The sequence below is a fragment of the Pseudoalteromonas sp. Isolate6 genome (assembly GCF_022398435.1).
GTDB classification, from domain to species: Bacteria; Pseudomonadota; Gammaproteobacteria; order Enterobacterales; family Alteromonadaceae; genus Pseudoalteromonas; species Pseudoalteromonas galatheae.
Genome location: NZ_JAKEVK010000015.1, coordinates 1 through 21,218 on the forward strand (window position 1 = coordinate 1; position 21,218 = coordinate 21,218).

21 protein-coding genes are annotated in these 21,218 nt (G+C 44.6%); 7 read left to right on the forward strand and 14 right to left on the reverse strand.

The genetic code is table 11. The features are described 5' to 3' along the window. Positions 1–68 precede the first annotated feature (68 nt). Positions 69–533, reverse strand: a complete 465-nt coding sequence (locus tag L1D50_RS03550) for a DUF2721 domain-containing protein (protein WP_017219384.1) — start codon at positions 531–533, stop codon at positions 69–71. 12 nt (positions 534–545) lie between these two features. Continuing rightward, complete coding sequence (locus L1D50_RS03555) at positions 546–1,058, reverse strand: thioredoxin-like domain-containing protein (protein ID WP_138523352.1); 513 nt, start codon at positions 1,056–1,058, stop codon at positions 546–548. A gap of 106 nt (positions 1,059–1,164) precedes the next feature. Between L1D50_RS03555 and L1D50_RS03560 the strand changes: the two genes are divergently transcribed. Then, positions 1,165–1,593 (forward strand): YqaA family protein, encoded by a 429-nt coding sequence (locus L1D50_RS03560; RefSeq protein ID WP_128725290.1) that lies wholly within the window; start codon positions 1,165–1,167, stop codon positions 1,591–1,593. A gap of 39 nt (positions 1,594–1,632) precedes the next feature. Here L1D50_RS03560 and folX read toward each other — a convergent pair whose 3' ends face one another. The 6 genes from folX to L1D50_RS03590 form a co-directional block, all read right to left on the reverse strand. Beyond that, a complete protein-coding gene (folX, locus tag L1D50_RS03565; protein ID WP_128725289.1) occupies positions 1,633–1,995 on the reverse strand; it encodes a dihydroneopterin triphosphate 2'-epimerase in 363 nt (120 codons plus the stop codon). Positions 1,996–2,002: 7 nt separating this feature from the next. Beyond that, positions 2,003–2,557, reverse strand: a complete 555-nt coding sequence (gene folE / locus L1D50_RS03570) for a GTP cyclohydrolase I FolE (RefSeq protein WP_128725288.1) — start codon at positions 2,555–2,557, stop codon at positions 2,003–2,005. Between the two features lie 6 nt (positions 2,558–2,563). Then, positions 2,564–3,280, reverse strand: coding sequence for a dihydromonapterin reductase (folM, locus tag L1D50_RS03575; protein ID WP_128725287.1), 717 nt, complete (start codon positions 3,278–3,280; stop codon positions 2,564–2,566). 74 nt (positions 3,281–3,354) lie between these two features. After that, positions 3,355–4,191 (reverse strand): ammonia-dependent NAD(+) synthetase, encoded by an 837-nt coding sequence (gene nadE / locus L1D50_RS03580; protein WP_128725286.1) that lies wholly within the window; start codon positions 4,189–4,191, stop codon positions 3,355–3,357. 60 nt (positions 4,192–4,251) lie between these two features. After that, positions 4,252–4,881, reverse strand: coding sequence for a DUF480 domain-containing protein (locus L1D50_RS03585; RefSeq protein ID WP_128725285.1), 630 nt, complete (start codon positions 4,879–4,881; stop codon positions 4,252–4,254). Between the two features lie 93 nt (positions 4,882–4,974). Beyond that, positions 4,975–8,331 (reverse strand): ATP-binding protein, encoded by a 3,357-nt coding sequence (locus L1D50_RS03590; RefSeq protein WP_239965539.1) that lies wholly within the window; start codon positions 8,329–8,331, stop codon positions 4,975–4,977. A 195-nt stretch (positions 8,332–8,526) separates the two neighbouring features. Here L1D50_RS03590 and L1D50_RS03595 point away from each other — a divergent pair, with 195 nt between their 5' ends. Continuing rightward, on the forward strand, positions 8,527–10,821 hold the full coding sequence (locus L1D50_RS03595; RefSeq protein WP_239965540.1) for a penicillin acylase family protein: 2,295 nt from the start codon (positions 8,527–8,529) through the stop codon (positions 10,819–10,821). 27 nt (positions 10,822–10,848) lie between these two features. On the opposite strand, the gene L1D50_RS03600 is transcribed toward L1D50_RS03595, so the two are convergent. After that, complete coding sequence (locus L1D50_RS03600) at positions 10,849–11,919, reverse strand: GGDEF domain-containing protein (RefSeq protein WP_138523342.1); 1,071 nt, start codon at positions 11,917–11,919, stop codon at positions 10,849–10,851. A gap of 157 nt (positions 11,920–12,076) precedes the next feature. Here L1D50_RS03600 and L1D50_RS03605 point away from each other — a divergent pair, with 157 nt between their 5' ends. Then, on the forward strand, positions 12,077–13,603 hold the full coding sequence (locus tag L1D50_RS03605; protein ID WP_128725281.1) for a bifunctional GNAT family N-acetyltransferase/carbon-nitrogen hydrolase family protein: 1,527 nt from the start codon (positions 12,077–12,079) through the stop codon (positions 13,601–13,603). A gap of 1 nt (position 13,604) precedes the next feature. Further along, positions 13,605–13,919, forward strand: a complete 315-nt coding sequence (locus L1D50_RS03610; RefSeq protein WP_010604216.1) for a multidrug efflux SMR transporter — start codon at positions 13,605–13,607, stop codon at positions 13,917–13,919. Here L1D50_RS03610 and L1D50_RS03615 read toward each other — a convergent pair. Beyond that, the gene (locus L1D50_RS03615; RefSeq protein WP_128725280.1) at positions 13,906–14,775 is read right to left on the reverse strand and encodes a multidrug transporter; all 870 of its coding nucleotides are present in this window, start codon (positions 14,773–14,775) and stop codon (positions 13,906–13,908) included. The two genes, L1D50_RS03610 and L1D50_RS03615, sit on opposite strands and share 14 nt — an antisense overlap. 300 nt (positions 14,776–15,075) lie before the next feature. Between L1D50_RS03615 and L1D50_RS03620 the strand changes: the two genes are divergently transcribed. Beyond that, positions 15,076–15,462: an MAPEG family protein gene (locus L1D50_RS03620; protein ID WP_039491002.1), complete on the forward strand. Its 387-nt coding sequence runs from the start codon at positions 15,076–15,078 to the stop codon at positions 15,460–15,462. 23 nt (positions 15,463–15,485) lie between these two features. Here the strand turns inward: L1D50_RS03620 and L1D50_RS03625 are convergent, their stop codons facing one another. Beyond that, positions 15,486–16,178 carry a pseudouridine synthase gene (locus tag L1D50_RS03625; protein WP_239965552.1) on the reverse strand — a complete coding sequence of 231 codons (693 nt, stop codon included), beginning with the start codon at positions 16,176–16,178 and terminating at the stop codon, positions 15,486–15,488. Positions 16,179–16,260: 82 nt separating this feature from the next. Between L1D50_RS03625 and L1D50_RS03630 the strand changes: the two genes are divergently transcribed. Further along, a complete protein-coding gene (locus tag L1D50_RS03630) occupies positions 16,261–16,566 on the forward strand; it encodes a DUF6482 family protein (RefSeq protein WP_128725278.1) in 306 nt (101 codons plus the stop codon). Positions 16,567–16,569: 3 nt separating this feature from the next. On the opposite strand, the gene L1D50_RS03635 is transcribed toward L1D50_RS03630, so the two are convergent. Beyond that, on the reverse strand, positions 16,570–17,439 hold the full coding sequence (locus L1D50_RS03635; protein ID WP_239965541.1) for an SDR family oxidoreductase: 870 nt from the start codon (positions 17,437–17,439) through the stop codon (positions 16,570–16,572). Between the two features lie 116 nt (positions 17,440–17,555). Between L1D50_RS03635 and L1D50_RS03640 the strand changes: the two genes are divergently transcribed. Continuing rightward, on the forward strand, positions 17,556–18,890 hold the full coding sequence (locus L1D50_RS03640; RefSeq protein ID WP_239965542.1) for a hypothetical protein: 1,335 nt from the start codon (positions 17,556–17,558) through the stop codon (positions 18,888–18,890). Positions 18,891–18,919: 29 nt separating this feature from the next. Here the strand turns inward: L1D50_RS03640 and L1D50_RS03645 are convergent, their stop codons facing one another. After that, a complete protein-coding gene (locus L1D50_RS03645) occupies positions 18,920–20,431 on the reverse strand; it encodes a peptide MFS transporter (protein ID WP_239965543.1) in 1,512 nt (503 codons plus the stop codon). Positions 20,432–20,515: 84 nt separating this feature from the next. Then, the gene (locus L1D50_RS03650; RefSeq protein ID WP_239965544.1) at positions 20,516–21,217 is read right to left on the reverse strand and encodes an HAD-IA family hydrolase; all 702 of its coding nucleotides are present in this window, start codon (positions 21,215–21,217) and stop codon (positions 20,516–20,518) included. Position 21,218: the final 1 nt, after the last annotated feature.

Below are 21,218 nucleotides of genomic sequence, written 5' to 3' on the forward strand. Positions count from 1 at the left end.
GTAAATTACAAATATAATCAAATAACTGCGATTAGTGCCCTGTGACGGAGGCAGCTAGTTTTAAATAGTCAGCTCTCTATGTCTTTGAATATCATACCCCTGCGCATACTGCGGGTGGCTAAAAAGATTTCTCCAAGCAAAGAGACAAATGCGCCAATGAGCAGCACCATAGCGGCGATAAAACAAGACGATAAAGTAATGCCTAATGGCATACTGTACAAGTGTGACATGAACAGTAGCATAACCACTGCACATACAAGCAACGCACTGAGTACACTCATGCTAAATGCAACGTGAATAAAGCGAGACCGTTTTAGCAGTGCACGCATTTCTCGACTAAAGTGCATTTTTAGCTCTTCATCTTGCGTGGTATTGATCTTTCGGTCAAGTAAACGAGCTCTATCTGTGATCCGTGCTAAACGGTTTGATAGCACTCCTAAGGTCGCAGCAATACCCGTAATTAAAAATACAGGGGCAACGGCGGTTTGGATAACTTTGGCCATCGTGAGAATGCTAACGACTTCTGGATTCATATAGTTACCTCGTTAATTCCAGTTTAGTTTTGATAAAGTGTTGGGTTGCTCACCGATGAGGGTTTGCATCACTTGGTTATGCTCATCAAGCAAGATGACTCTTGGAATGCCTTTGTTGGCATACGTGTTGTAAATATCTCGATTGGGATCGGCAACAAGATGTATGGGCAATTGCATGGCTTCGTTGAATTGCTCAAGCGTAGTGTTATTTTCTTCTCGGCCGATGGCAACGATGGTTAAATCTGCTTGGGTGAGTAGTTCCGATTGTTTTAGTTCGCTCAATAGACGCTGCGAATCAGAGCACCACGTCGCGAATAAAATTACGAGTTTTTTGTGTTTAGTATCGAACCGAATGGTTTGGTTTTTTATATCCGTAAATTGCAAGTGCTTGAAGATGTCACCGGTATGGATGTAGGTCTGATAGTCATCAGCTGCTTGTGGTAGCGCCTCGTTTGAGGCTTTACAGCCACTTAATCCGGAAGTGAGTACAGTACTGAGTAGTAACATTTTTATTGTTGTTTTCATGTCTATTCCTTGTTGCCGTGTCAGTGTTTTTGAAGTCTTGCACGCATTTCAGTATATTGCCCCACTTAGATGATTTCTTAAAGTCCAATTTCTTGTAGCCGTAGATATGATTTACCTTTCTTTATTTGGGCTTGCTTTTATTGCTGCAACCCTATTACCTGCGTCGTCTGAGCTAGCACTGAGTGGGCTTGTTGCGAAACAACAGGGCGAACTGGTTTGGTTATGGCTGGCCGCTACAGCGGGAAATTTACTTGGTAGCTGTATTAACTATTATCTTGGTTGGTTTATCGTTAAATGGCGGGATAGGCGCTGGTTTCCAGTTTCTCAAAAGCAGTACGATAAGGCTTGTGGGTTGTTTAATCGTTACGGTAAGTTTTCATTGCTATTTGCTTGGCTGCCCATAGTCGGTGATCCTTTAACTGTGGTCGCTGGATCTTTGCGGACCTCTTTTGGGTGGTTTTTTGTGTTAGTCGCGCTCGGTAAAGGTACCCGTTATGCTCTAGTGATCTACCTTGCTCTTCAGGTGGCTTCATAAGCTCTGAAGGCAAGGAGGGAACTACCAGTGTCAGCTCGCTTAGTTCCTGTGCCAATCAAGTGTGAGCGACACTGAGTCAGCGAAACGCAAAGCGTGTGGCTTATCTACGGTGACTTTTGCATAGGTCACGTCTTGATGTTGATGACATTCAGCGAGTATGTCAGCCACTAACTTCTCAAGTAACAAAAAGTGGCCTTCTTCTACTCGCGTGATGACCGCTTTAGTTACCGTTTTGTAATTAAGCGCATGGGCCACGTTATCATGATCTAAACATGCCGTATCAGCTGGGTAGTGAATTTCAATATTGATCACGACATCTTGCTTTTTCTCCCGCTCTTCGGGATTAAAACCAATAAAGGTACGTAATCTTAAATTTGTCACCTTGATAATGGCATTCGACATAGCGTGTTTATCCTTTCACTAACTGTAAAAACTCGTTGCGGGTTTTGGGGTCGCTTCTAAAGTTACCAAGCATGACTGACGTTCGCATGCTAGAGTTTTGTTTTTCAACTCCACGCATCATCATACACATATGTTTGGCTTCAACGATCACGCCAACGCCTTTTGCGCCAGTGACTTCCTCAACGGCCTTGGCGATTTGATGAGTTAGCTGTTCTTGGATTTGAAATCGACGGGCAAACATATCAACAATTCGGGCAAATTTAGATAAGCCAAGCACTTTACCGCTAGGTATATAAGCAATGTGGCAACGACCAACGAAAGGTAGAAGGTGGTGCTCACACATAGAGTACAATTCTATATCTTGGACCAGCACCATATCATCGGCATCCGAGCTGAATACCGCGTTATTGGTGATTTCATCCAGTGTTTGACGGTAACCCTGAGTCAGATATTCCATCGCTTTCGCTGCGCGCTTTGGTGTGTCTAATAACCCTTCGCGGTCTGCATCTTCACCCACGGCTTCAATAATCGTTTTATAACTCTGTTGTAATTTGTCTTGCATAATGCGTTACCTCAAATGGCGGCCACCGTCGATTTGTACCGTGCGTCCTGTCATATAGTTGCTAGAGAGTATCATGTCGACACTATTGATAACTTCTTTGCTACCAGGCTCAATTCCCATAATAGACTTTTTCAAAGTTTTTGCCTTGTACTCATCACTATCGTCTTGATTAAAGATGATGAGAGAAGGTGCGATGCTATTCACTTTGACTTTAGGTGCAAACTTAGCGGCAAATGACCGAGTTAAGTTATCTAATGCAGCTTTGCTAGCGGCATAGGCAATGTGTTTTGGACTGCCTTTTTCTACTACATAGTCAGTAATATGGATCACATCACTGACGTTATTGTTGGCAGTCAATAAATCGCTCAAGGCATGATTGATCAAATAAGGGACTTTAGCGTGGATCCGCATCATATTATCGAATAATGCTGAAAAATCAGGGTTGTTAGCTTCACAATCCCAGCTCGATGCATTGTGGATGATAGCACTGAGGGTGCTGGTATGAGCACGAATTTGATTGTTGAGCTGCGTGATTGCTTCTGGCTCGTCAAAATCAGCCTTGATACAAATGGCACCTAGCGATTCTAGTTCATCGATAATTTGGTGTCTGGTGCGATACGTCAGTATGACGGCTTGCTGTTTAGCGAGAAAGTGTTTCACCAAAGCAAGTCCAATGCGCTGTGCGCCACCAGTAATTAAAATAGGTGCAGCTGCTGGGCTCATAAGTTAATCACCTTGTGAATTGAGAGGTTAGGGGGCAGGATGAATAATTAACTAGTTATCTCCTGCCAACAATACTATTGTTCGTCGTATACCGTAGGAATTGGTTGACGCTTGTGTTGTGTACGCTGATAGATGGCAATAAGTTTGTCGCTCACTTCGCTACTAACGGGCTTACCTTCAAGAAAGTCATCAATATTGTCATAGCTTAGTCCCAGCGCTTCTTCGTCAGAAAGGCCTGGGCGGTCGCACTCAAGATCGGCTGTTGGCACTTTATGTACTAATCCAGCAGGTGCTCCGAGAAAAGCAGCTAGTGCGCGAACTTGGCGCTTTGACAAGCCAAATAAGGGCGCTAAGTCGCAGGCGCCGTCACCAAACTTGGTGTAAAAGCCGGTGATGTTTTCAGCGCTATGATCGGTGCCGACCACTAAACCACGAGTCAGGCCAGCGATTTCATACTGCGCAACCATGCGCTGGCGTGCTTTTACATTTCCTTTAATAAAATCCACGCTGGCTTGTGAAGGCAGTGATATGCTTCCACCCGCCATAGCAGCGAGCGCCTGCTCGTGCATGGCATCAGCTGCAGGTTTGATATTGACTGTTAAGCGCTGACTAGGTTGGATAAACTCAAGTGCTAGTTGAGCTTCATCTTCATCAGCTTGAACACCATACGGCAAGCGCATAGCAATAAATTTATAAGCCCCGGTATCATGTTCAGCATTAAGCTCATCAATAGCTAGCTGGCATAGACGGCCGCAGGTTGAAGAGTCAACCCCTCCGCTTATGCCGAGCACAAGGGTGAAGCAGCCAGAGGCTTGTAATCGTGCTTTTAAAAATGAGACACGTCGTTTGACTTCAAATTCTGGGTCAATAATTGGCTGAACTTTCATTTCGGCCATGATTGCTTCACGCATACTGGTTCCTCAATACTATCGGGGCGACAAACCTCTATTATGTTGGTGCTGACGCGCTTTTTAAAGCCCTAAATGTGCTTTGATGGTGGCGAGTTCTTGCTTTAATTGTTCAATTTCTGCAATCAAGCTTTCGATTTCACTGTCATTTTGTGTGCCTGCTAAAGATTCTGCTGAGGTGACTGCAGGTTCAACTACTTGATCGCCAAACAAATGTTGATATCGACTTTCTCGTTTTCCAGGCTCTCTGGCGAGCTTAACCACATAATCATGTTCTTGCATCGCACTTAATGTTGATTCAACATCTTGTACGGAACTAAATTCTGCGAGACGGTTGCTGCGGGTGCGCAGTTCACCGGGGGTTTGTGGGCCACGCAATAACAATAAACAGATAATCGCTTTTTGTTTTGCGTTGACTTTAAGGTGACCAAAATCACTGTTACAAAAACGCTGACTATACTTGTCGACGCGACCTGACAGTGCCTCGTCACAGGTAATTAAGCGTTTTTCTTGTAGGCGGGTCAGTGTGTCTAGTACGTCATTTTGAGAGAGTTCCATCACCGGCTCGCGATTCGATTTTTGATTGCACGCATTGGTAAGGCCGTTGAGTGACATTGGATATTGTTCTGGGGTGGTGACTTGCTTTTCGATTAAGCTACCCAGTACACGTTGCTCTTGAGTATCTAATTGCATCACTTTCCTTATTTTTTGTTGCTAATGAGATGAATAACATCATCTTGATAGTAGCAATATAATACCAATCTTAGCTGTAGCAAAGCGCATGAACTAACTTTGTTGGACTGTAGGCGAAGGCGTCTGAGTTGTTTGCTGTGGTTTTATTTGTAGAAGTTTGGCTTTTAGTGCTTCAAAGTCAATGGGTTTGGTGAGATAGTCATCCATACCTGCATCAAGGCATTTCTCTCTGTCTCCTTGCATCGCATTGGCGGTTAGCGCTACGATCACGCTATGCTGATGGGTTTTTCCAGCAACACCTTGGCGGATTTGCTGTGCTGCTTGATAACCATCCATCACTGGCATCTGGCAATCCATTAAAATCACATCATAAGATTTGCTAGTTGATTGTAAGTGTGCAAGTGCTAACTCCCCATTTTCTTGACAGACCACTTTGGCGCCTAGACGCTCTAACATCGTCATCGCAACGGTTTGGTTTATCCGGTTGTCTTCTACCAATAAGATTGAGCATTCTAACAGGGGGTTAGTGCCGCTTGATGAGTCAGTTTTGGCGTATTTCGGCTTGTCTGGATCTTGATAATCAGAGTTGAAAACCTGAAGCGCTGCATGAGGTGTAATGGGGTAGTATATCTGCTCACAAGAGGAGAATAACGAGAGCGTTTCGCGACTTTGCTGTTCAAAGGCAATCACATGAACGATTTGTTGTTGTGCTAGCTGGGTTTTGAGAGCTTGTTGCATCTTACGCGGCGCAGCATCGAGTAACTTAGCATCCAAAATAACAGCAAGATGTGAGGATGGTTGTTGTAGTTGTGTCATGAGCATATCAAGTTGCTGCATGTGTAAACACGTAATATGCCAAGGCTTCAGTAGTTTACTGTAGTCTTCGTCGGTATCGGTTAAGATATATAGTGTTGAATTGTCTGATTTCTCATGCACGGTAATAGGCTTAGCTTCTGTCAAAAGCACATTGCAGGAAAACGTGCTGCCAACGTGTTCCTTACTAAATGCTTGTAGGTCGCCACCGAGCAATTGCGATAACTGCTTTGCAATGGTGAGACCAAGCCCTGTGCCACCATATTGCCGAGTAGTTGATAAATCAGCTTGGGTAAATGAATCAAACACTTTATTGAGCTTATCCTTTGAAATGCCAATACCGGTATCTTCCACACTGCACCATAGCCAAGTTTGATCGCCCGCTTGTTCGGTATGACAACTTAATGTCACCGAACCATCATGGGTGAATTTAATCGCATTGCTTAACAAGTTATTGAGAATTTGTTTGAGGCGGTTGGGATCCGTTTGCGCGGACTGGATTTTCATACCAGATAAATCGATATGTAGTCGGTTATTGTTGGTATCTGCGGCGTTTACAAACCCTGACAACATACTACTTAGCATCTCGATAAGATCGAACTCGACAAACTCTATCGTTAGTTTACCAGCCTCGATTTTTGAGAAGTCGAGAATATCATTAATGATGGTGAGCAAAGATTTCGCTGAGCCATGCGCCAAAGATAGCTGGTGGTGTTGAGTCGGAGTGAGCTGTGAGTGCATGACGAGCTCAACCATACCCATCACACCATTGAGGGGGGTGCGTATTTCATGACTCATGCTAGCTAAAAACTCAGCTTTCATTTTTGCAGATTGCTCTGCTAAGTCTTTGTCAATGATGGCTTGATTTTTTGCCTTTTGATGTACCTTATTAATAAATAAGCTACCTAACATCGCGGCAATAGATTTTATTAAACGGATATCGCTTTGGCCCCAAGCAGGGCTCACGACGTCATACTCGGCACAGAGTACGCCTAGGTTTTGATTCTTATGGCTGATTGGACAACAGAGCATTGCTTTAATTTCAAAAGGTTCAAGATAAGTTGTGGTCAGAGCCATCGTTGCTGGATGGGTTTTTGCTTGCTCAGCTGCGATTAATTGGCCTTTTTCGATTTCACTAAAGAACTCAGACGCTATCGCTTTTCGCCAAGGGGGAAAATGTTCAAGACTATCTGCGGTTGCATGCGAAAAACACACGGGTATTAAGAGGTTTTTATCATCGTTAAACTGCCAAATACTAACTCTATTGACCTCAGCTCCTTTTTTACAAGCGTCTGCGCATAGTGATAAGGCCTGATTTAGGTGGTTATTTAAAATGGCTTCATGTGAGCTCAAATAAGCAAGCAGCTCATTGTTTTTGGCAAACTTATCGTGTTCTATCTCCATCATCTTTCGTTTATGAATATTTTGAATCGAACCAAAAATGTGGGTAGTGCGTTTGCCACGGCGAATAGCGCGCGCTTTCACCAACACCCAAAGTTTACGAATATCGTGCGTCTGGATGATAAATTCTTCTTCAAACTCATGGCCTGTTTTTATCAAGTCATCCACACAGTCTTGCAAACGCTTTCTGTGCAAACCGGCTTTAAAAAATTCAGTAGTGTTCATCCAAGTAGGTTGAAACTGTCTTGGTACGCAAAAAATATTACGGGTGACGTCTGACCAAATAATATCTCGGGTTTTGATGTTGATTTCCCAAGCACCAACTTCAGCAAGCATACCCATATTGGTAAGCGACAGCGCATTGCGCTGGAGTTGCGATAGGAGTTGATTTATAAAGATAAATGCGCCAACAACGATAATAATAAGTGCGATGATGGCGAGGCGAAAAGGCCACACTGCGGTTGCTTCTGGATGCCAGCCTATACGAGGCACCGCATAAAGCGCCCACTCACCTGAGGGGACGTTAACCTTAAAAGAGATAGGCGCGAGCGCATGAATATCGGGATTGCCGTAAAAATAATCTCCCTCTCGGCCTTTGCCATCGACGCCTTGAATTGCAATGAGATATTGACTTTCAAGAGCAGTAAAGTTCGCTTGTTGATAGAGGTTATCCATATCGAGTACAACAGAGAGCAGTCCCCAGAACTGAGTTTTTTCAGTGTAGACAGGAACTCTAGCAATTAACCCTGTGCCACCCTGAATCAATTCTAGAGGTCCTGCCATCACGATTTCACGACTCTCTTTGGCGAGTAACGCACCGTATTTTTGTGTGGGATGAGTTTGATAGTCTAGGCCTACGGCTTTTTCATTGCCTTTCAAAGGGTAGATGTAATCGAGCCGCATACCTGGCGCCGCCCCGATGTTTCGCAGAATTTGACTGCTGTCGAAAAGTGGTCTCGCGAGCTGTTCGAAGCGAGCTTGAGATAGCTCTGACTGATCTGAAAGTGCAATACCTAACCCTCTGACCAATTGAACATTTTTTGCCAAAATTCCTTCCATTTTGGTACGGTAGACATTTACTTCCTCAGTTGAGCGGCTCTTTTCTATCGCGATTAAGCGGCGATAGTTTACTTGATCAACATACCATGCCACCGCGATGATCACGACTAGCAACAGCCAGAAGCTATATTTTACAAAGCGAAATTTAAGTGGTGATGTTGATAGTTCAGAGATCATGGTGCTTCTGTGTTTAAGATGATGACTTAACTATAGTTCAGTCCTCACAAAGCGAAATCTAATTGACTAAAATAAAACGCTTTAACCTGATTGCCTTATATCTGTGACACAGTCGAGAATATTGGTTTATTGGCTGATGACATGATATATCTTCTAGACATAAATTAGCGCTGAATACATTGTGAAAGGATAGCCATGCTTACTTGGATTAAACGAATTGTTGTTGTACTGCTGTTACTCGTATTATTAGGGACTGCCACTATCTATGGTCTGCTAGCTTTGAGTTTACCTGCGCTTGATGGAAAAGGAAGTGCTACCACGATAGATAGTACCGTGACGATCGCGCGAGATGCGATAGGGCAAGCGGTGGTGTCGGCGGACTCGCGAGCGGATGCATCTTATGGCTTAGGTTTTGCGCATGGTCAAGATCGCTTTTTTCAAATGGATTTATTGCGCCGTAATGCGGCAGGTGAGTTGAGTGAGTTGTTCGGCTCAGCAGCAATAAATCTTGATGAAAGCATGCGATTTCATCAGTTTAGGAAGCGGGCAAAGCTTATTGTGATGTCTTTACCGGAATCATATCAACTAATGCTTGAACGTTACACGCAAGGCGTAAATGATGGTCGGGCGCAGTCTGGATTTACTAGCTTTGAGTATTTGTTACTTGGAGCTACGCCAAAACCTTGGCTGCCAGAGGATAGTTTGCTGGTTATTTTCAGTATGTATTTAGATCTACAAACGGCAAACTTTGAACGCGATGAAGCTTTGATAGCTCTTAAGCAGCAGTACGGTCAAGGTATGCTCGATTTCATTTTGCAGCCCAGTCACCATCAAGCTGCGTTGGATGGCAGTGTAATAACCGCACCAACTGCTGCAATTCCGGTTATCGAGCCTCAGCTGGCACAACATCAACCCTCGCATATTGAAGATATACCACTTTATGGTAGTAATAACTGGGCGGTAACTGGTGCGCTAACGAAAACGGGAGCAGCAATGTTATCGGACGATATGCATTTGGGCTTAACCGTGCCATCAATTTGGTATCGCGCACAGCTAAACTATCAGGAGCGAGGCAAAGAGGTACAAGTAACAGGTGTGTCTTTACCTGGTGCACCTGCTATTGTTGTTGGTAGCAATCATCACATCGCATGGGGGTTTACGAATGGCTATTTAGATGCTGCCGATTGGGTTGAACTTAATAGCGACACCAAAACACAGCAGATTGCTGAAGAGATTATGTTACCCAGCGGTGAGGTGCATACCTATCAGTTGGAAATGAGTGCCTTTGGCCCAGTAAAACAGGTAGGTGATAAAAAGTTCGCGCTCAGCTGGGTTGCGCACCAGCCTTATGCAGTCAATTTAGAGCTTTTACAGTTTGAGCTGTTTTCTGAAGTTGGAGAAGCGACTGCGCACGCAAAAAATGTTGGCATTCCAGTCCAAAATTTGGTGGTAGTCGATAGTCAAGGTAGTGCTGCGTGGACGCCGATAGGTGCTATTCCCGCTCGCAAGTTTGCTCGTGACACTGCGCTGAAGCAGGAAGAATATGAATCTGCTTGGCAAAACAACGAGCGCATTCGCCCGGTGGTACAAAACCCAGAAAGCGGTAAGTTATGGACTGCAAACGCTCGAGTTGTGTCTACCGAAGATAATCAGCGCTTTGGGGATGGAGGCTACGCACCGGGAGCGCGTGCAGTACAGATCCGGGACGGTTTGATAAGTAAACAAGTGTTCAGTGAAGCCGATTTTTATCAGTTACAATTGGATAACCAAGCAAAGTTTTTAACGCCGTGGCATGAGCGCTTAGTCAAGTTATTGCAAACGCAAGACTCAACGTCTTTTGAAAAAGACTTAAGGCTACTTAAAGATTGGCAGGGTTGCGCTTGCGCAGATTCGGTTGGCTACACTTTAGTGAAAGCCTATCGTAATGCGTTGATAGACACTCTATATGCGCCGTTAGAGCAATATTTACAAACGCAGAGCTTGTCGCTGAAATCTGTTAAAGGTTATTTCGAACCAGGCCTTTGGCAGCTGTTAACTGAGCAGCCAAATAGCTGGCTTGGCGCGCATAGCAGCTGGAATGAACTCGAGCTGGCAGCATATCAACTCGCTAAGCAAAAACTCAGCGAGCGCTACGGCAGTAATATGGCGGCTTGGCGTTGGGGTGATGTGAATGCACTCAAAGTGCAGCACCCATTCTCCAAACAAATGCCAATGCTCAGTGGGTTATTGGATATGCCAACTACGCAGGCCTTTGGTGATACCTTTATGCCAGCGGTGCAAGGTAAAGCATTTGGTGCGTCACAGCGTTTTATTGCTCAGCCTGGTCACTTAGAAAATGCGATTCTGACGGTTGCTGGTGGCCAAAGTGGACATCCGTTATCGCCATTTTATCGTACTGGGTTTAATGACTATGCCGAAGGGGGAGATACTCCTCTGTTACCAAGCAAAATAACCCATCAGATAGTTATCACACCTAATTCCTCTAAGTAAAATAAATTTATAGAATGTATGAGGGAGTTAACTTACTCCCTCCGATACGCGCAAAATCGGTGCTGCAGTAATCCGGTTTCGTCCAGAGTGTTTGCTGTCATAAAGTGCTGCATCGGCATGTTGAATGATGACCTCAAAAGATTGGCTGGGATCCCAACTGGCAACGCCAAAACTCATGGTGACTTTAAGAATTTCGTTTTCAAAGCTTATGGCTTCAACGGCTCGTCGTAACTTTTCCATACGCTGCATTGCCTCTCCGCAAGAGCAAGGTGCCAGCACGATTAAAAACTCTTCGCCGCCCCAACGAACGGCAATATCCGCAGGGTAAATATGTGCTTTAATCGTTTCGGCCACGCTTTTTAAGATTTGATCTCCTTTGTCATGGCCAAAGGTGTCATTGATTTTTTTGAAGTGGTCAATATCCGCCATTACTAAACATAAAGGAGAGTGAGTAGAGATACAGCTTTCTTTCGCGTGAGTGATAAGCTCGCGCGCATAGCGGCGGTTGAACATTTGTGTGAGTGGGTCGTGTGCAGCGAGTTCTTCTAATTTATCTCTTTGTTGCACCGTCATTTTTCGTATGTGGCTGATCGTATAAATCATGGGTATACCGCATATGAGTACGTTGGCAAAATGCACGTACGGGAGCAACTGTTGATAGCGATATTGATAGGCAATATCACCGAACAACAACTCCAAGGCTGCGAATAGTGTGATCAACACAACGGAATAAATAACGGCATTACGTAACCTGAGTTGGTAATCTAACAACATAAGGCAAGATACTGTCCAGAGGTAGTATTGAAATCCAAGTGACATACCTAAGTAGGCACATACCAGTGTTGCATGTATGGCCACTTCTAGACAGAAAACCCGCAGTGCGATAGAGGGTTTACTCGCATCAATGAGTTTAATTCCGGTGTACCACATCAGCACACTCCACACATTGACCAAAGCGAGTATGTTCACCTCTAGATGCCAAAACACACCTATAAGACCGGCATGTAGCCACATGCAATACAAAGCCACGCGTCGTAATAATGCAAATTTTAATGCTTCTACTTGGTCTGGTTTGCTGTAAGGGTGGTATTTAGTCAAACGTAAGCTCTTGTGGTGTTCACAATAAAATAAGTATAGAAGCTCTATTGTGATTTGCCGTCTATTTGGCCTAAGCTCAGTTTATTCGCTCAGCATTCAGCAAGGTTGGCTGTAGTAGAGTGAGAGAAAGTTAGATAACATAAGCTTTGGAGTTGATATGTCTATAGAAAAAGCGCGGATCACGCTATGTAACTTAGAAAAGTCTGACTACGATCAGGTCAAGTCATTAATGGATGAAGCTTACCCTGATCTTGGTGGTGCTTGGCCTAGTCATACGATATTTAGGTTGATTGACCAGTTTCCTGAGGGACAGATCGGCGTGAAAGATGGCGATCGTATAGTGGGTATTGCGTTGAGTGTTCAAGTTGACTATCAAACCTTTTCTAACCCACATACTTATGAAGATATTGTTGATGCGCATAGCCGAATCTTCAGTGATAGTAATGCCGATGCACTGTACGGACTTGATGTAGTGATAGCCAAAAGCCACCGTGGTCTGCGTCTCGGTCGGCGACTGTATGATGCCCGTAAAGAGCTTTGTCGTCAGTACAACTTACGTGCGATTTTAGCTGGTGGTCGGATCCCGCTTTATAAGCAATTCCGCAGCAGCATGTCGCCAATGGAGTATATAAACAAAGTCGACCATAAAGAATTACACGACCCCATTCTAAGCTTCCAACTTGCCAACGATTTCCAAGTAAAGCGATTGTTGAAACAATATCTACCGGAAGATCAAGACTCCGAAGGCTATGCGACGCTGTTGGAGTGGAATAACATTCTCTTCGAGCCTACCGATACTGTGATCGAAAGTAAAAAAACCATTGTCAGAGTAGGGGCGGTACAGTGGCAAATGCGCCGGGTGGAATCGGTAGAGGAGCTCATGCAACAGGTAGAGTATTTTGTGGACACAGTCTCTGATTATCAAAGTGACTTTATCCTGTTTCCTGAATTTTTTAACGCGCCCCTAATGGGCCTTGGAAGCTATAAAAATCAGACCGAAGCTATCCGAGCATTAGCAACGTATACAGAGCAGTTTAGAGCCGCTATGTCGCAAATGGCGATTGAGTACAATGCCAATATTATCACGGGCTCTATGCCGCTACTTGAGGGCGATAAACTTTATAACGTCAGTTACTTGTGTCACCGCTCCGGCAAAGTGGATGAACAACGTAAAATTCATATTACTCCTCACGAAGACTACGATTGGGTTATCAAAGGTGGCGATAAAATTGAAGTGTTCGATACGGATGCGGGCCGAGTGGGGATCCAAGTATGCTACGACGTGGAGTTTCCAGAGCTATCGCGGATCATGGCTGAAAAAGGGCTGGATATTTTGTTTGTACCATTTTGGACTGACACAAAAAACAGCTATTTAAGGGTAAGGCACTGCGCGCAGGCCCGTGCGGTTGAAAACGAATGCTACGTTGTTATCGCAGGAAGCGTTGGTAACTTGCCACAGGTAGAAAGCCTAGATGTGCAGTACGCCCAGTCAGCGGTGTTGACGCCATCGGATTTTGCTTTTCCTCATGATGCCGCGCTCAACGAAGCAACACCAAATACAGAGATGCTGTTATTTAGTGACTTAGACTTAGATAAACTCAAAATATTGCATAGTGAAGGAACGGTGCGTAATTTACGAGACCGAAGAAAAGACCTGTATTCTGTGGAGTTGAAACAAAAATAGTATGGCGTGGGTTTATTTAATTATGGCTGGCTTGTTTGAAATAGGGTGGCCCGTTGGTCTGAAAATGGCTCAGCAAGCCGATACTCGTTGGTTAGGTATAGTGATAGCCGTTGGTTTTATGGCCTTGAGTGGTTGGATGTTATGGCTGGCACAAAAACAAATTCCACTGGGTACCTCGTATGCGGTGTGGACGGGTATTGGCGCGGCTGGCACATTCTTAGTGGGTATCTTTTTCTACGGTGACCCAAGTAGTTTTATGCGCTACTTGGGCGTGTTACTTATCATCAGTGGGGTTGTGGTACTTAAGTTAGCATAACCAAAATAGCGGCGATGGCGATGAGTAAGAGTCCCATTGAGTCGCGCTTCCTTACCGGTGCTTTGAGCCATAAGAAAGAGATAAGCAAAGTGAAAAACACTTCGATTTGGCCGAGTGTTTTTACGTACGCTACATGCTCTAGGCTCATTGCACTAAACCAGCCTATAGAACCGATGCAGCTGCTAACACTAATGGCCAGCGTCAGTTTGCGGCGTTGCCACAGTACGCGCCAAGAGTGTGCTTCGCGTATCGTCAAATACATACTCAACATCACAGTTTGGCAAACCAGTACTAACAATAACACCCAGGCTGCACTGTAAGGAAAAGGTAGGCCCGATGCGATACTGGCTTCACGTACCCAAAGAGAAGTGAGCGCGAAGCTTGTTCCACAGGCAAGTCCCACTAGTGCGGTTTTCCCATTGAAAGCACGCAGGCTAAACCCACTTAATAACAACACCGCGATGGCACCAATAAAGACACCAAGCCAACCAAGTAGAGTTAAGCTAGAGCCAAAAAAGAGCACGCCCAAAATTGCCGCCACGAGTGCCTCACTCTTCGCAAGTCCAGCACCTATGGCGTAATTACTCTGCTTAAACAGCACCACCATTAACCCCGTCGCGATGATCTGCATGACACTGGCTCCCAGTACATAGGCAAGAAAATCATTGCTAATGACAAGTGGCCCTGCGGGAGCAATCAGGTAAAGACTCCATAGATATAACCCTGCGAGTGGACTGGCTAGAATAAATCTTGCTAGGGTGACACTGGCTGTGGAGGCGCTTTCACTCAATTTGCTCTGAAAGGCATTTCGCCAAGCCTGAGAAAAAGCAGCTAGCAAGGTGAATAAAATCCACATAAAAACTGTCCCTACAATGCTCAAATGTAAATCAGCATACCGGAACGGAGCTTATCTGGATAAATGAATTATCGTGATAGTGAAAATAATTCATTTACTTAAGGTGATAGCAGATTGCACTACTGACTTGGTACCGCGACAATTTGCCACATGGTTAATTTTAATTATCACGATATGATTAAGATCGATGCTACAAGATTGGGCCATAGGTTCGGGTATCACGTATCCACTTATGGCTTTTCTTTTTAACGCTATTCTGCTCTACTGAGTTGAATAATCAAAAGGTTGAAGGAGTATCTTGTGGGTATACTAATCATCTGTGCAATTCTTGCCATCTTACTACCTTATTTTGCCAAAATTCCTGTGGCAGTGGCGATGAACAAAGAAGGGGGCTATGACAACAAGCACCCACGTGAACAGCAAAAGAAACTGACAGGGCTTGGAGCAAGAGCGCTGGCTGCGCATCAAAACTGCTTTGAATCATTAGCTGTTTTTGCTGTCGCCTTGGCCGTTGCGTTCGGCACCCAAACCTATACTCCTCTGGTCGAATGGCTAGCCATCGGACATATTGTCGCACGAGCACTGTATTGTGTGCTGTATTGGGCGAATATTGATGTGCTGCGTTCTATCGTATGGGCGCTCGGACTTGGCTGTGCCATTGCCATTATTGTTGTGTGTGGTTTGTAGTCGTTCTTTGCGCGACTTTACACTTAGGTCAATTGAATTAACTCTGCTGAAATCTCTTTCACTTCAGCAGAGTTAACCTCCAATTGTGTCAATGCTAAGTTTGCAATACGCACTCGGTATAAATCGATAACCCGATAACCACAGTAATGTGCCATTCTTCTGATCTGGCGATTGAGCCCTTGGCGTAACACTATTCTAAAGCGGTCATGAGCGATTTGTTCAACAGTACAGGGCAGGGTTATTTGCCCCTTCACTGGCACGCCGGCTGCCATTTTAAGGCAAAAATCTGGGTCCAGAGGCTTATCAACTTGCACCTCATATTCTTTCTCTTGATGATGGTCTGGGTGGATTAATTGCTGACACAGTGCCCCATCATTGGTGAGGAGTAGTAATCCTCGACTGTCTTTATCTAACCGACCTATTGGATACACACGACATGACTCTGGTAGTACATGGTAGATACTGGCAGGGTCATCTGGGTTTACTTTGCAGTCTATACCAACAGGTTTATGGTAAACAAAGAGTCTTCTCGCTTGTGGCGGCGCGACCGGTTCACCATCGACCATAATGCAATCGGTCAAATTGATATGATCTATGTGATTGGCCAAGCGGCCATTTACAGTCACTCTTGCTGTATCAATTAGGCGAGACGCTTGTCGCCTAGAGCAAACACCGCAGTGGCTGAGATATTTAGCCAAACGCATCGGATAGGACATAGACATTCACATGATCAAAAAGAGATAACAGCGCGTATTGTAGGGCAACAAACTGTTTGGATCTATGCATGGGAGACTATCAATGGCTATTGCGTTTTCAAAGTTAAAACAGCATCAACCACTGCAAAAGGTAATAGTGCATTCCATTGATTTAGCGCTTTATCAAGTCAGCGTGCTTATTAATAACGTGGAATATTATGTCACGGAGGAAAATGGCGAATTTTTAAAAGCACACAACCCGCTGCAAATTCAAAAACGTCTGCTTGATATTAGCTACCTAGAAATGGTGATTAGGCATCAAAGTGCTTATGACGAAATGATAGGGCACCCAGTATCAGCAGATGATAATACGCTGGAAGTACCCTTTGGCCGTAATGACCTACTGTAAGCGTCATATATGTTTTGTGAGCACTTCAGCTATTGCGGTGGCAAAATCGCGTTGGTGAGAAATCCCCAAATCAATCAACCTTGTGTCTTTCAGAGCGCAATCTTGTGGTCTTGTGGCATCGTCACTCGGTTGGCTCAGCGGTACGAGATCTTGCGTCGGTAGCTGCAAAGCCTGCGCCATGACCTGCGCCATTTCATACTTAGTGAATGCTTGATTGCCACTGATATGAATAATCCCACCAAGGCTAGGCTGTGCGATAATATCTTTGAGCGTTAGTGCAATATCACTGACATGGGTTGGGTAGCGAGTAGCCCAGTGGTCGTGACTTGAAGCAGGGGTGGCTAACAGCTGTTTTGCAATAACGGTTACCGCAGATTCTTCCAGCGTTTTTACCTCGCCGTATAAAACTGGCACTCGTACTATGGTGTGTAATGCGCTATCCGCCAGTATGGCACGCTCCGCAGCTTGCTTGGTTTGGCCGTAGAAGTTCACAGGATTAGTGATATCTGTTTCAACGTAAGGTGCTGAGGTGCCGTCAAACACATAGTCAGTACTAATAAAGAAAAATCGAATATCTCTTTTGCGGCAGGCTTGGGCTAAGAACTCGGTTGCTGCAACATTGAGCGCAAGCGTTGCCGCTTGGTCTTGTTCACATTGTTCTGGTCTGCGTTCTGCTGCGGCATGAATAAGTATCTCAGGGCTATGATTATCTAAGAAATCTAAAACCGAATTGTGGTCAGCCAAATCAAGCTTGTGAAGTGGTGCGGCTGCTCGGCTAAAGCCACACCCTAGAATCTCGTGAGTACTACTTAGCTCTTGGCAGAGTGCGCGGCCAAGCAGGCCGGTTGCGCCGGTGATCATAACTTTGGACATAGATTATGGAACCCCTTTTTGAACGAGTCAGTACAGTAGCAAAGGCGAATGAAAAACTACAGGTTTGTGTCGATTTACGTTAAGTTAAATGATGACTAATTAAACAGGGAGCAAGAATGAATAATAAAGTTAAGTTGTTAAGCATGTGCATGTTGTCTACATCAGTAAATGCAACACAGATATTTATGAAAGGAAGTGAATGTCGGCTTGATGAATCGGCTCAGCCAATAGAGTTATTTACCCAAAGTTCTGACTCAATTTATGCAGTTGCAGGCAGAGACCCAAGTAGTAGGCAAGTTCGAAAAGTAGCAGGTGAGTTGAGCGATGATGTAAAGTTGAAGCTATTCGAGATGCTTTCGACTAAAGCGCAAGCTTATCCGCATGGTGTTATCGTAGATAGAGTGGTGCTTAAAGAGCGTCTTAAAGACACCTCTAAAGAAGTGAATGTTTCTGGTCGTATTGTCGCTTACCCAGTTACTACCTGTGAGACTTCGGAAGTCATCACCGCTAAAAACTATGACATGATAACCGCCACATCGTTTTCAGGTAAAACTCAACGAATTACCTTTAACGTGGAAATAGACCCAAACCGGAATGCGTTTGTGCGTAAATCAACGCAAGTTGATGATACGGTAATATCCCAAAAACAAGTCTTTGGTATTGAGTTGGGCGATACCTATGCTGTTGCTGAGAAAAAAGTTGGGCGTTTTACATTAGTTTGGCCACTCAACGCACGGCAAAAGCTTGCAACCATTGGCAGAAATCATGCGTTGCTATTCGAAAATAATCGGTTTGTAGGCTATCAATATGCTTTCAATCTGTTGCCTTCAAGTCTCGCCAATCTCATTAATATTTACGACATTAACCTAGCAAGTCACATTCAAGGCGAAGCCATTGAAATCACAAATGCTGCATTGAGCGAAAAGATGGTAGCAGCTATTAAAAGCGATTTTTCCGGCGCGACATTTTATCAAGAGGGTAAATACACCAAAGAGCCAAAGACTAAGCTTTCTGGCCTAAAGGTTGGTGAATTTAATGTCACCGACCCAGTCGCACTTAGCTGTTATAAAGGTCAAAGTGATATAGACGAGTTTGTAAAGCAGCACCAGCAAAGTCTAGCTCAATGGCAGAACGTGGATGCAAAAACGGTGTTTTACACTGGCTGTAACCAGCTAGTTGAATTAAATAAGCTTGGAAAGGTGACTTCGGTCAAACTACTTGAATCTTGGTCATTATCTAATGCAAATCTAATTGGACTTGCTGATATGAAAAGCGTGCTTTCACCTTGGGAATTTTATGGAGTACGTTATTTAGACCCTGAAAACAAAGCCTCTTTGATAGGAGATATTGAGGACTTTTACGGCACAATTGAGGTCACTGCTAAGCAGTGGGTTGGTCATTTCAAATCTTATGATGGTCAGCTTGTTTCTGCTGAATTTGAGAAGATGTAGAAGTTATCACTCCTACATCTGCATTTTATCTAAGCCGTTTGCTCTGTCAGCGGCTTTTCAGATTGCTTTTCCCAATGCTTGGTTTTTAGGCCAAGTACACCGACAAATACACCAATACCGATAGTAAATAGTGCAATTTGAAGGTACAGGTTGGGTAAGTCTTCGATATTATTCGGATCAAAGCTACCGGCGAGCAGACCCGAGAAGATATTACCAATTGAGTAAGTCAGTACGAAAACCCCCATCATTTGCCCTGCAAAACGCTTGGGAGATAACTTACTTACTGCGCTTAACGCCACAGGGCTTAAGCAAAGCTCACCCACAGTGTGCAGAAAGTAAGTGCTGATCAACCACATTGGCGCCACTTGCAGGCCCTGGGCTGCATATTGGGAAGCGAAAAACATCACAATAAATCCGCTCGCCATGATGATAAGGCCAATCGCACATTTCACGCTATAGGTTGGCGTGATCATCCGCTTAGCCAAGTTAATCCATAGCGCAGCAAAGAAAGGAGATAACACGATAATGAAAAAAGCGTTGGCTGATTGGAACCAAGCGGTTGGAATACTAAAACTGCCTACTAATCTGTCGGTGTAATCGCGGGCAAATAGATTAAGCGATGAGCCTGCTTGTTCAAAACCAGACCAAAAACAAGTGGACGCAACGCAAACCAAAAACAGTGCCCACATCCGGCGCTTTTCATCGGCATCAAGATTACCGCCAAAGTAGATATAACCGTAATACAAAAAGAATGTGACAGTAAAAGCAATCGCAACATATTTTGCGAGCTCTACAGGATTAATCACTAAAACACCTGTAAACGCCGCTGCCGTTATTGCTGCAACAGCTGTAATAACTATAGCTATCGCCCCCCAAGCTTTAGTACTTTGACTCCCCGTCATTGGGTTAGTTGGCGCATTACCAACGGTAGCGATGTGTTTGTCTGTTAGGCGATAATTGACTAAACCGATTGCCATGCCTACTGCGGCTGCACCAAAGGCCCAGTGCCAACCAACGTTTTCCATAAAGTAACCACATACCGCATAGCCGATCACAGACCCAAGGTTGATCCCCATATAGTAAATCGCGTAGCCACTGTCGCGGCGGTTATCTTCATCGTTATAAAGCTGGCCAACCATAGCGCTAATATTGGGTTTTAATAAACCGGTTCCACTGGCAACAAAGATAAGGCCAACAAAAAAGGAAAATTGACTTGGGATGGCAAGAATGATGTGGCCGCACATAATGATAATGCCGCCGTACCAAACCGCACGTTGGCCACCTAATAAACGGTCTGCTATCCAGCCTCCCGGTAGGCCTAAGAAATAAACCGAACCAGTATAGAGGCCATATATTGCGGCAGCTGAGGCAACGGTGAAGCCAAGACCTTCTTGCTGTAAGGTGGCTGTCATGAAAAGTACTAACATGGCACGCATGCCATAATAACTCATTCGTTCCCACATCTCGGTGAGAAACAAAGTCTGTAGGCCTTTTGGATGACCAAAAAAGCCTGTATCACTTGTTGTGTCCTGTGATGACATATTTCACTTCCATTATTATCGTTTTTTGGAAGTCAATATTAGTACGTTATTCAAGCACCGAATGCAACCGCATGAAAGGAAACATTACATCATCTTTTTTAACATTTGTATGTCATCGATTTCCACATTGGCTAATCCTTTGTACTGGTATGGCACAAATTGATTGCGAAGCCAAACACTAGGGCAGCCGGCACGGTGTGCTCCTTGTACATCGGTATCTAAGCTATCGCCAACATGCAGAAGTTGATGTGGTGCAAGGTTAAAATTCTGGCAGGCAAGCTGGTAAAGCTCAGGGTGAGGTTTGGCGCGGCCATCAATTCCGGCGCGAAGCACTAAGTCAAAACTATCGCGAAGATTAAATTTATCTATCTCGACATTACCATTAGTGATAGCAATGATGTGATATTGGCTGCGTAACTGAGCAAGCAGGTTGATGACGGCGTCGCTGACCGTGATATTGCTGCGGGCATCGGCAAAGGCTTGATAAGCCTGTAGTGCGTGCTGTTTACTTGTTGCGGTATCAAACCCCAGTGCTGTGAAGCCCCACTCAAGTGCCACTTGACGCCACTTTGTCACATCTTCTGCAAGCGCACTGTTTTGTTTGAGCACTTCGCTTCGACATTGAGACCAGAATGCCTCTCCTTTCGCTTGCCACTCGGGAATAGCATCCAGGTGTTTTGTCATGGCGTTAACGGCCGCAATGATAACAGGCCTGTTGTCGTATAGCGTATCGTCTAAATCAAAACTGATGGCGGCAATGTCTGAAATGGGCTTATTGAATCGCATT

What these genes read in the sequence shown, in the direction of transcription:
- L1D50_RS03555 (WP_138523352.1), bottom strand. Translation starts at nt 1,058, where the DNA reads ATGAAAACAACAATAAAAATGTTACTACTCAGTACTGTACTCACTTCC.
- folM (WP_128725287.1), bottom strand. Translation starts at nt 3,280, where the DNA reads ATGAGCCCAGCAGCTGCACCTATTTTAATTACTGGTGGCGCACAGCGC.
- L1D50_RS03585 (WP_128725285.1), bottom strand. Translation starts at nt 4,881, where the DNA reads ATGCAATTAGATACTCAAGAGCAACGTGTACTGGGTAGCTTAATCGAA.
- L1D50_RS03630 (WP_128725278.1), top strand. Translation starts at nt 16,261, where the DNA reads ATGGCTATTGCGTTTTCAAAGTTAAAACAGCATCAACCACTGCAAAAG.
- L1D50_RS03560 (WP_128725290.1), top strand. Translation starts at nt 1,165, where the DNA reads ATGATTTACCTTTCTTTATTTGGGCTTGCTTTTATTGCTGCAACCCTA.
- L1D50_RS03610 (WP_010604216.1), top strand. Translation starts at nt 13,605, where the DNA reads ATGGCGTGGGTTTATTTAATTATGGCTGGCTTGTTTGAAATAGGGTGG.
- L1D50_RS03645 (WP_239965543.1), bottom strand. Translation starts at nt 20,431, where the DNA reads ATGTCATCACAGGACACAACAAGTGATACAGGCTTTTTTGGTCATCCA.
- folE (WP_128725288.1), bottom strand. Translation starts at nt 2,557, where the DNA reads ATGCAAGACAAATTACAACAGAGTTATAAAACGATTATTGAAGCCGTG.
- L1D50_RS03635 (WP_239965541.1), bottom strand. Translation starts at nt 17,439, where the DNA reads ATGTCCAAAGTTATGATCACCGGCGCAACCGGCCTGCTTGGCCGCGCA.
- L1D50_RS03615 (WP_128725280.1), bottom strand. Translation starts at nt 14,775, where the DNA reads ATGTGGATTTTATTCACCTTGCTAGCTGCTTTTTCTCAGGCTTGGCGA.
- L1D50_RS03605 (WP_128725281.1), top strand. Translation starts at nt 12,077, where the DNA reads ATGTCTATAGAAAAAGCGCGGATCACGCTATGTAACTTAGAAAAGTCT.
- L1D50_RS03590 (WP_239965539.1), bottom strand. Translation starts at nt 8,331, where the DNA reads ATGATCTCTGAACTATCAACATCACCACTTAAATTTCGCTTTGTAAAA.
- L1D50_RS03650 (WP_239965544.1), bottom strand. Translation starts at nt 21,217, where the DNA reads ATGCGATTCAATAAGCCCATTTCAGACATTGCCGCCATCAGTTTTGAT.
- L1D50_RS03625 (WP_239965552.1), bottom strand. Translation starts at nt 16,178, where the DNA reads ATGTCCTATCCGATGCGTTTGGCTAAATATCTCAGCCACTGCGGTGTT.
- folX (WP_128725289.1), bottom strand. Translation starts at nt 1,995, where the DNA reads ATGTCGAATGCCATTATCAAGGTGACAAATTTAAGATTACGTACCTTT.
- L1D50_RS03550 (WP_017219384.1), bottom strand. Translation starts at nt 533, where the DNA reads ATGAATCCAGAAGTCGTTAGCATTCTCACGATGGCCAAAGTTATCCAA.
- L1D50_RS03595 (WP_239965540.1), top strand. Translation starts at nt 8,527, where the DNA reads ATGCTTACTTGGATTAAACGAATTGTTGTTGTACTGCTGTTACTCGTA.
- nadE (WP_128725286.1), bottom strand. Translation starts at nt 4,191, where the DNA reads ATGCGTGAAGCAATCATGGCCGAAATGAAAGTTCAGCCAATTATTGAC.
- L1D50_RS03640 (WP_239965542.1), top strand. Translation starts at nt 17,556, where the DNA reads ATGAATAATAAAGTTAAGTTGTTAAGCATGTGCATGTTGTCTACATCA.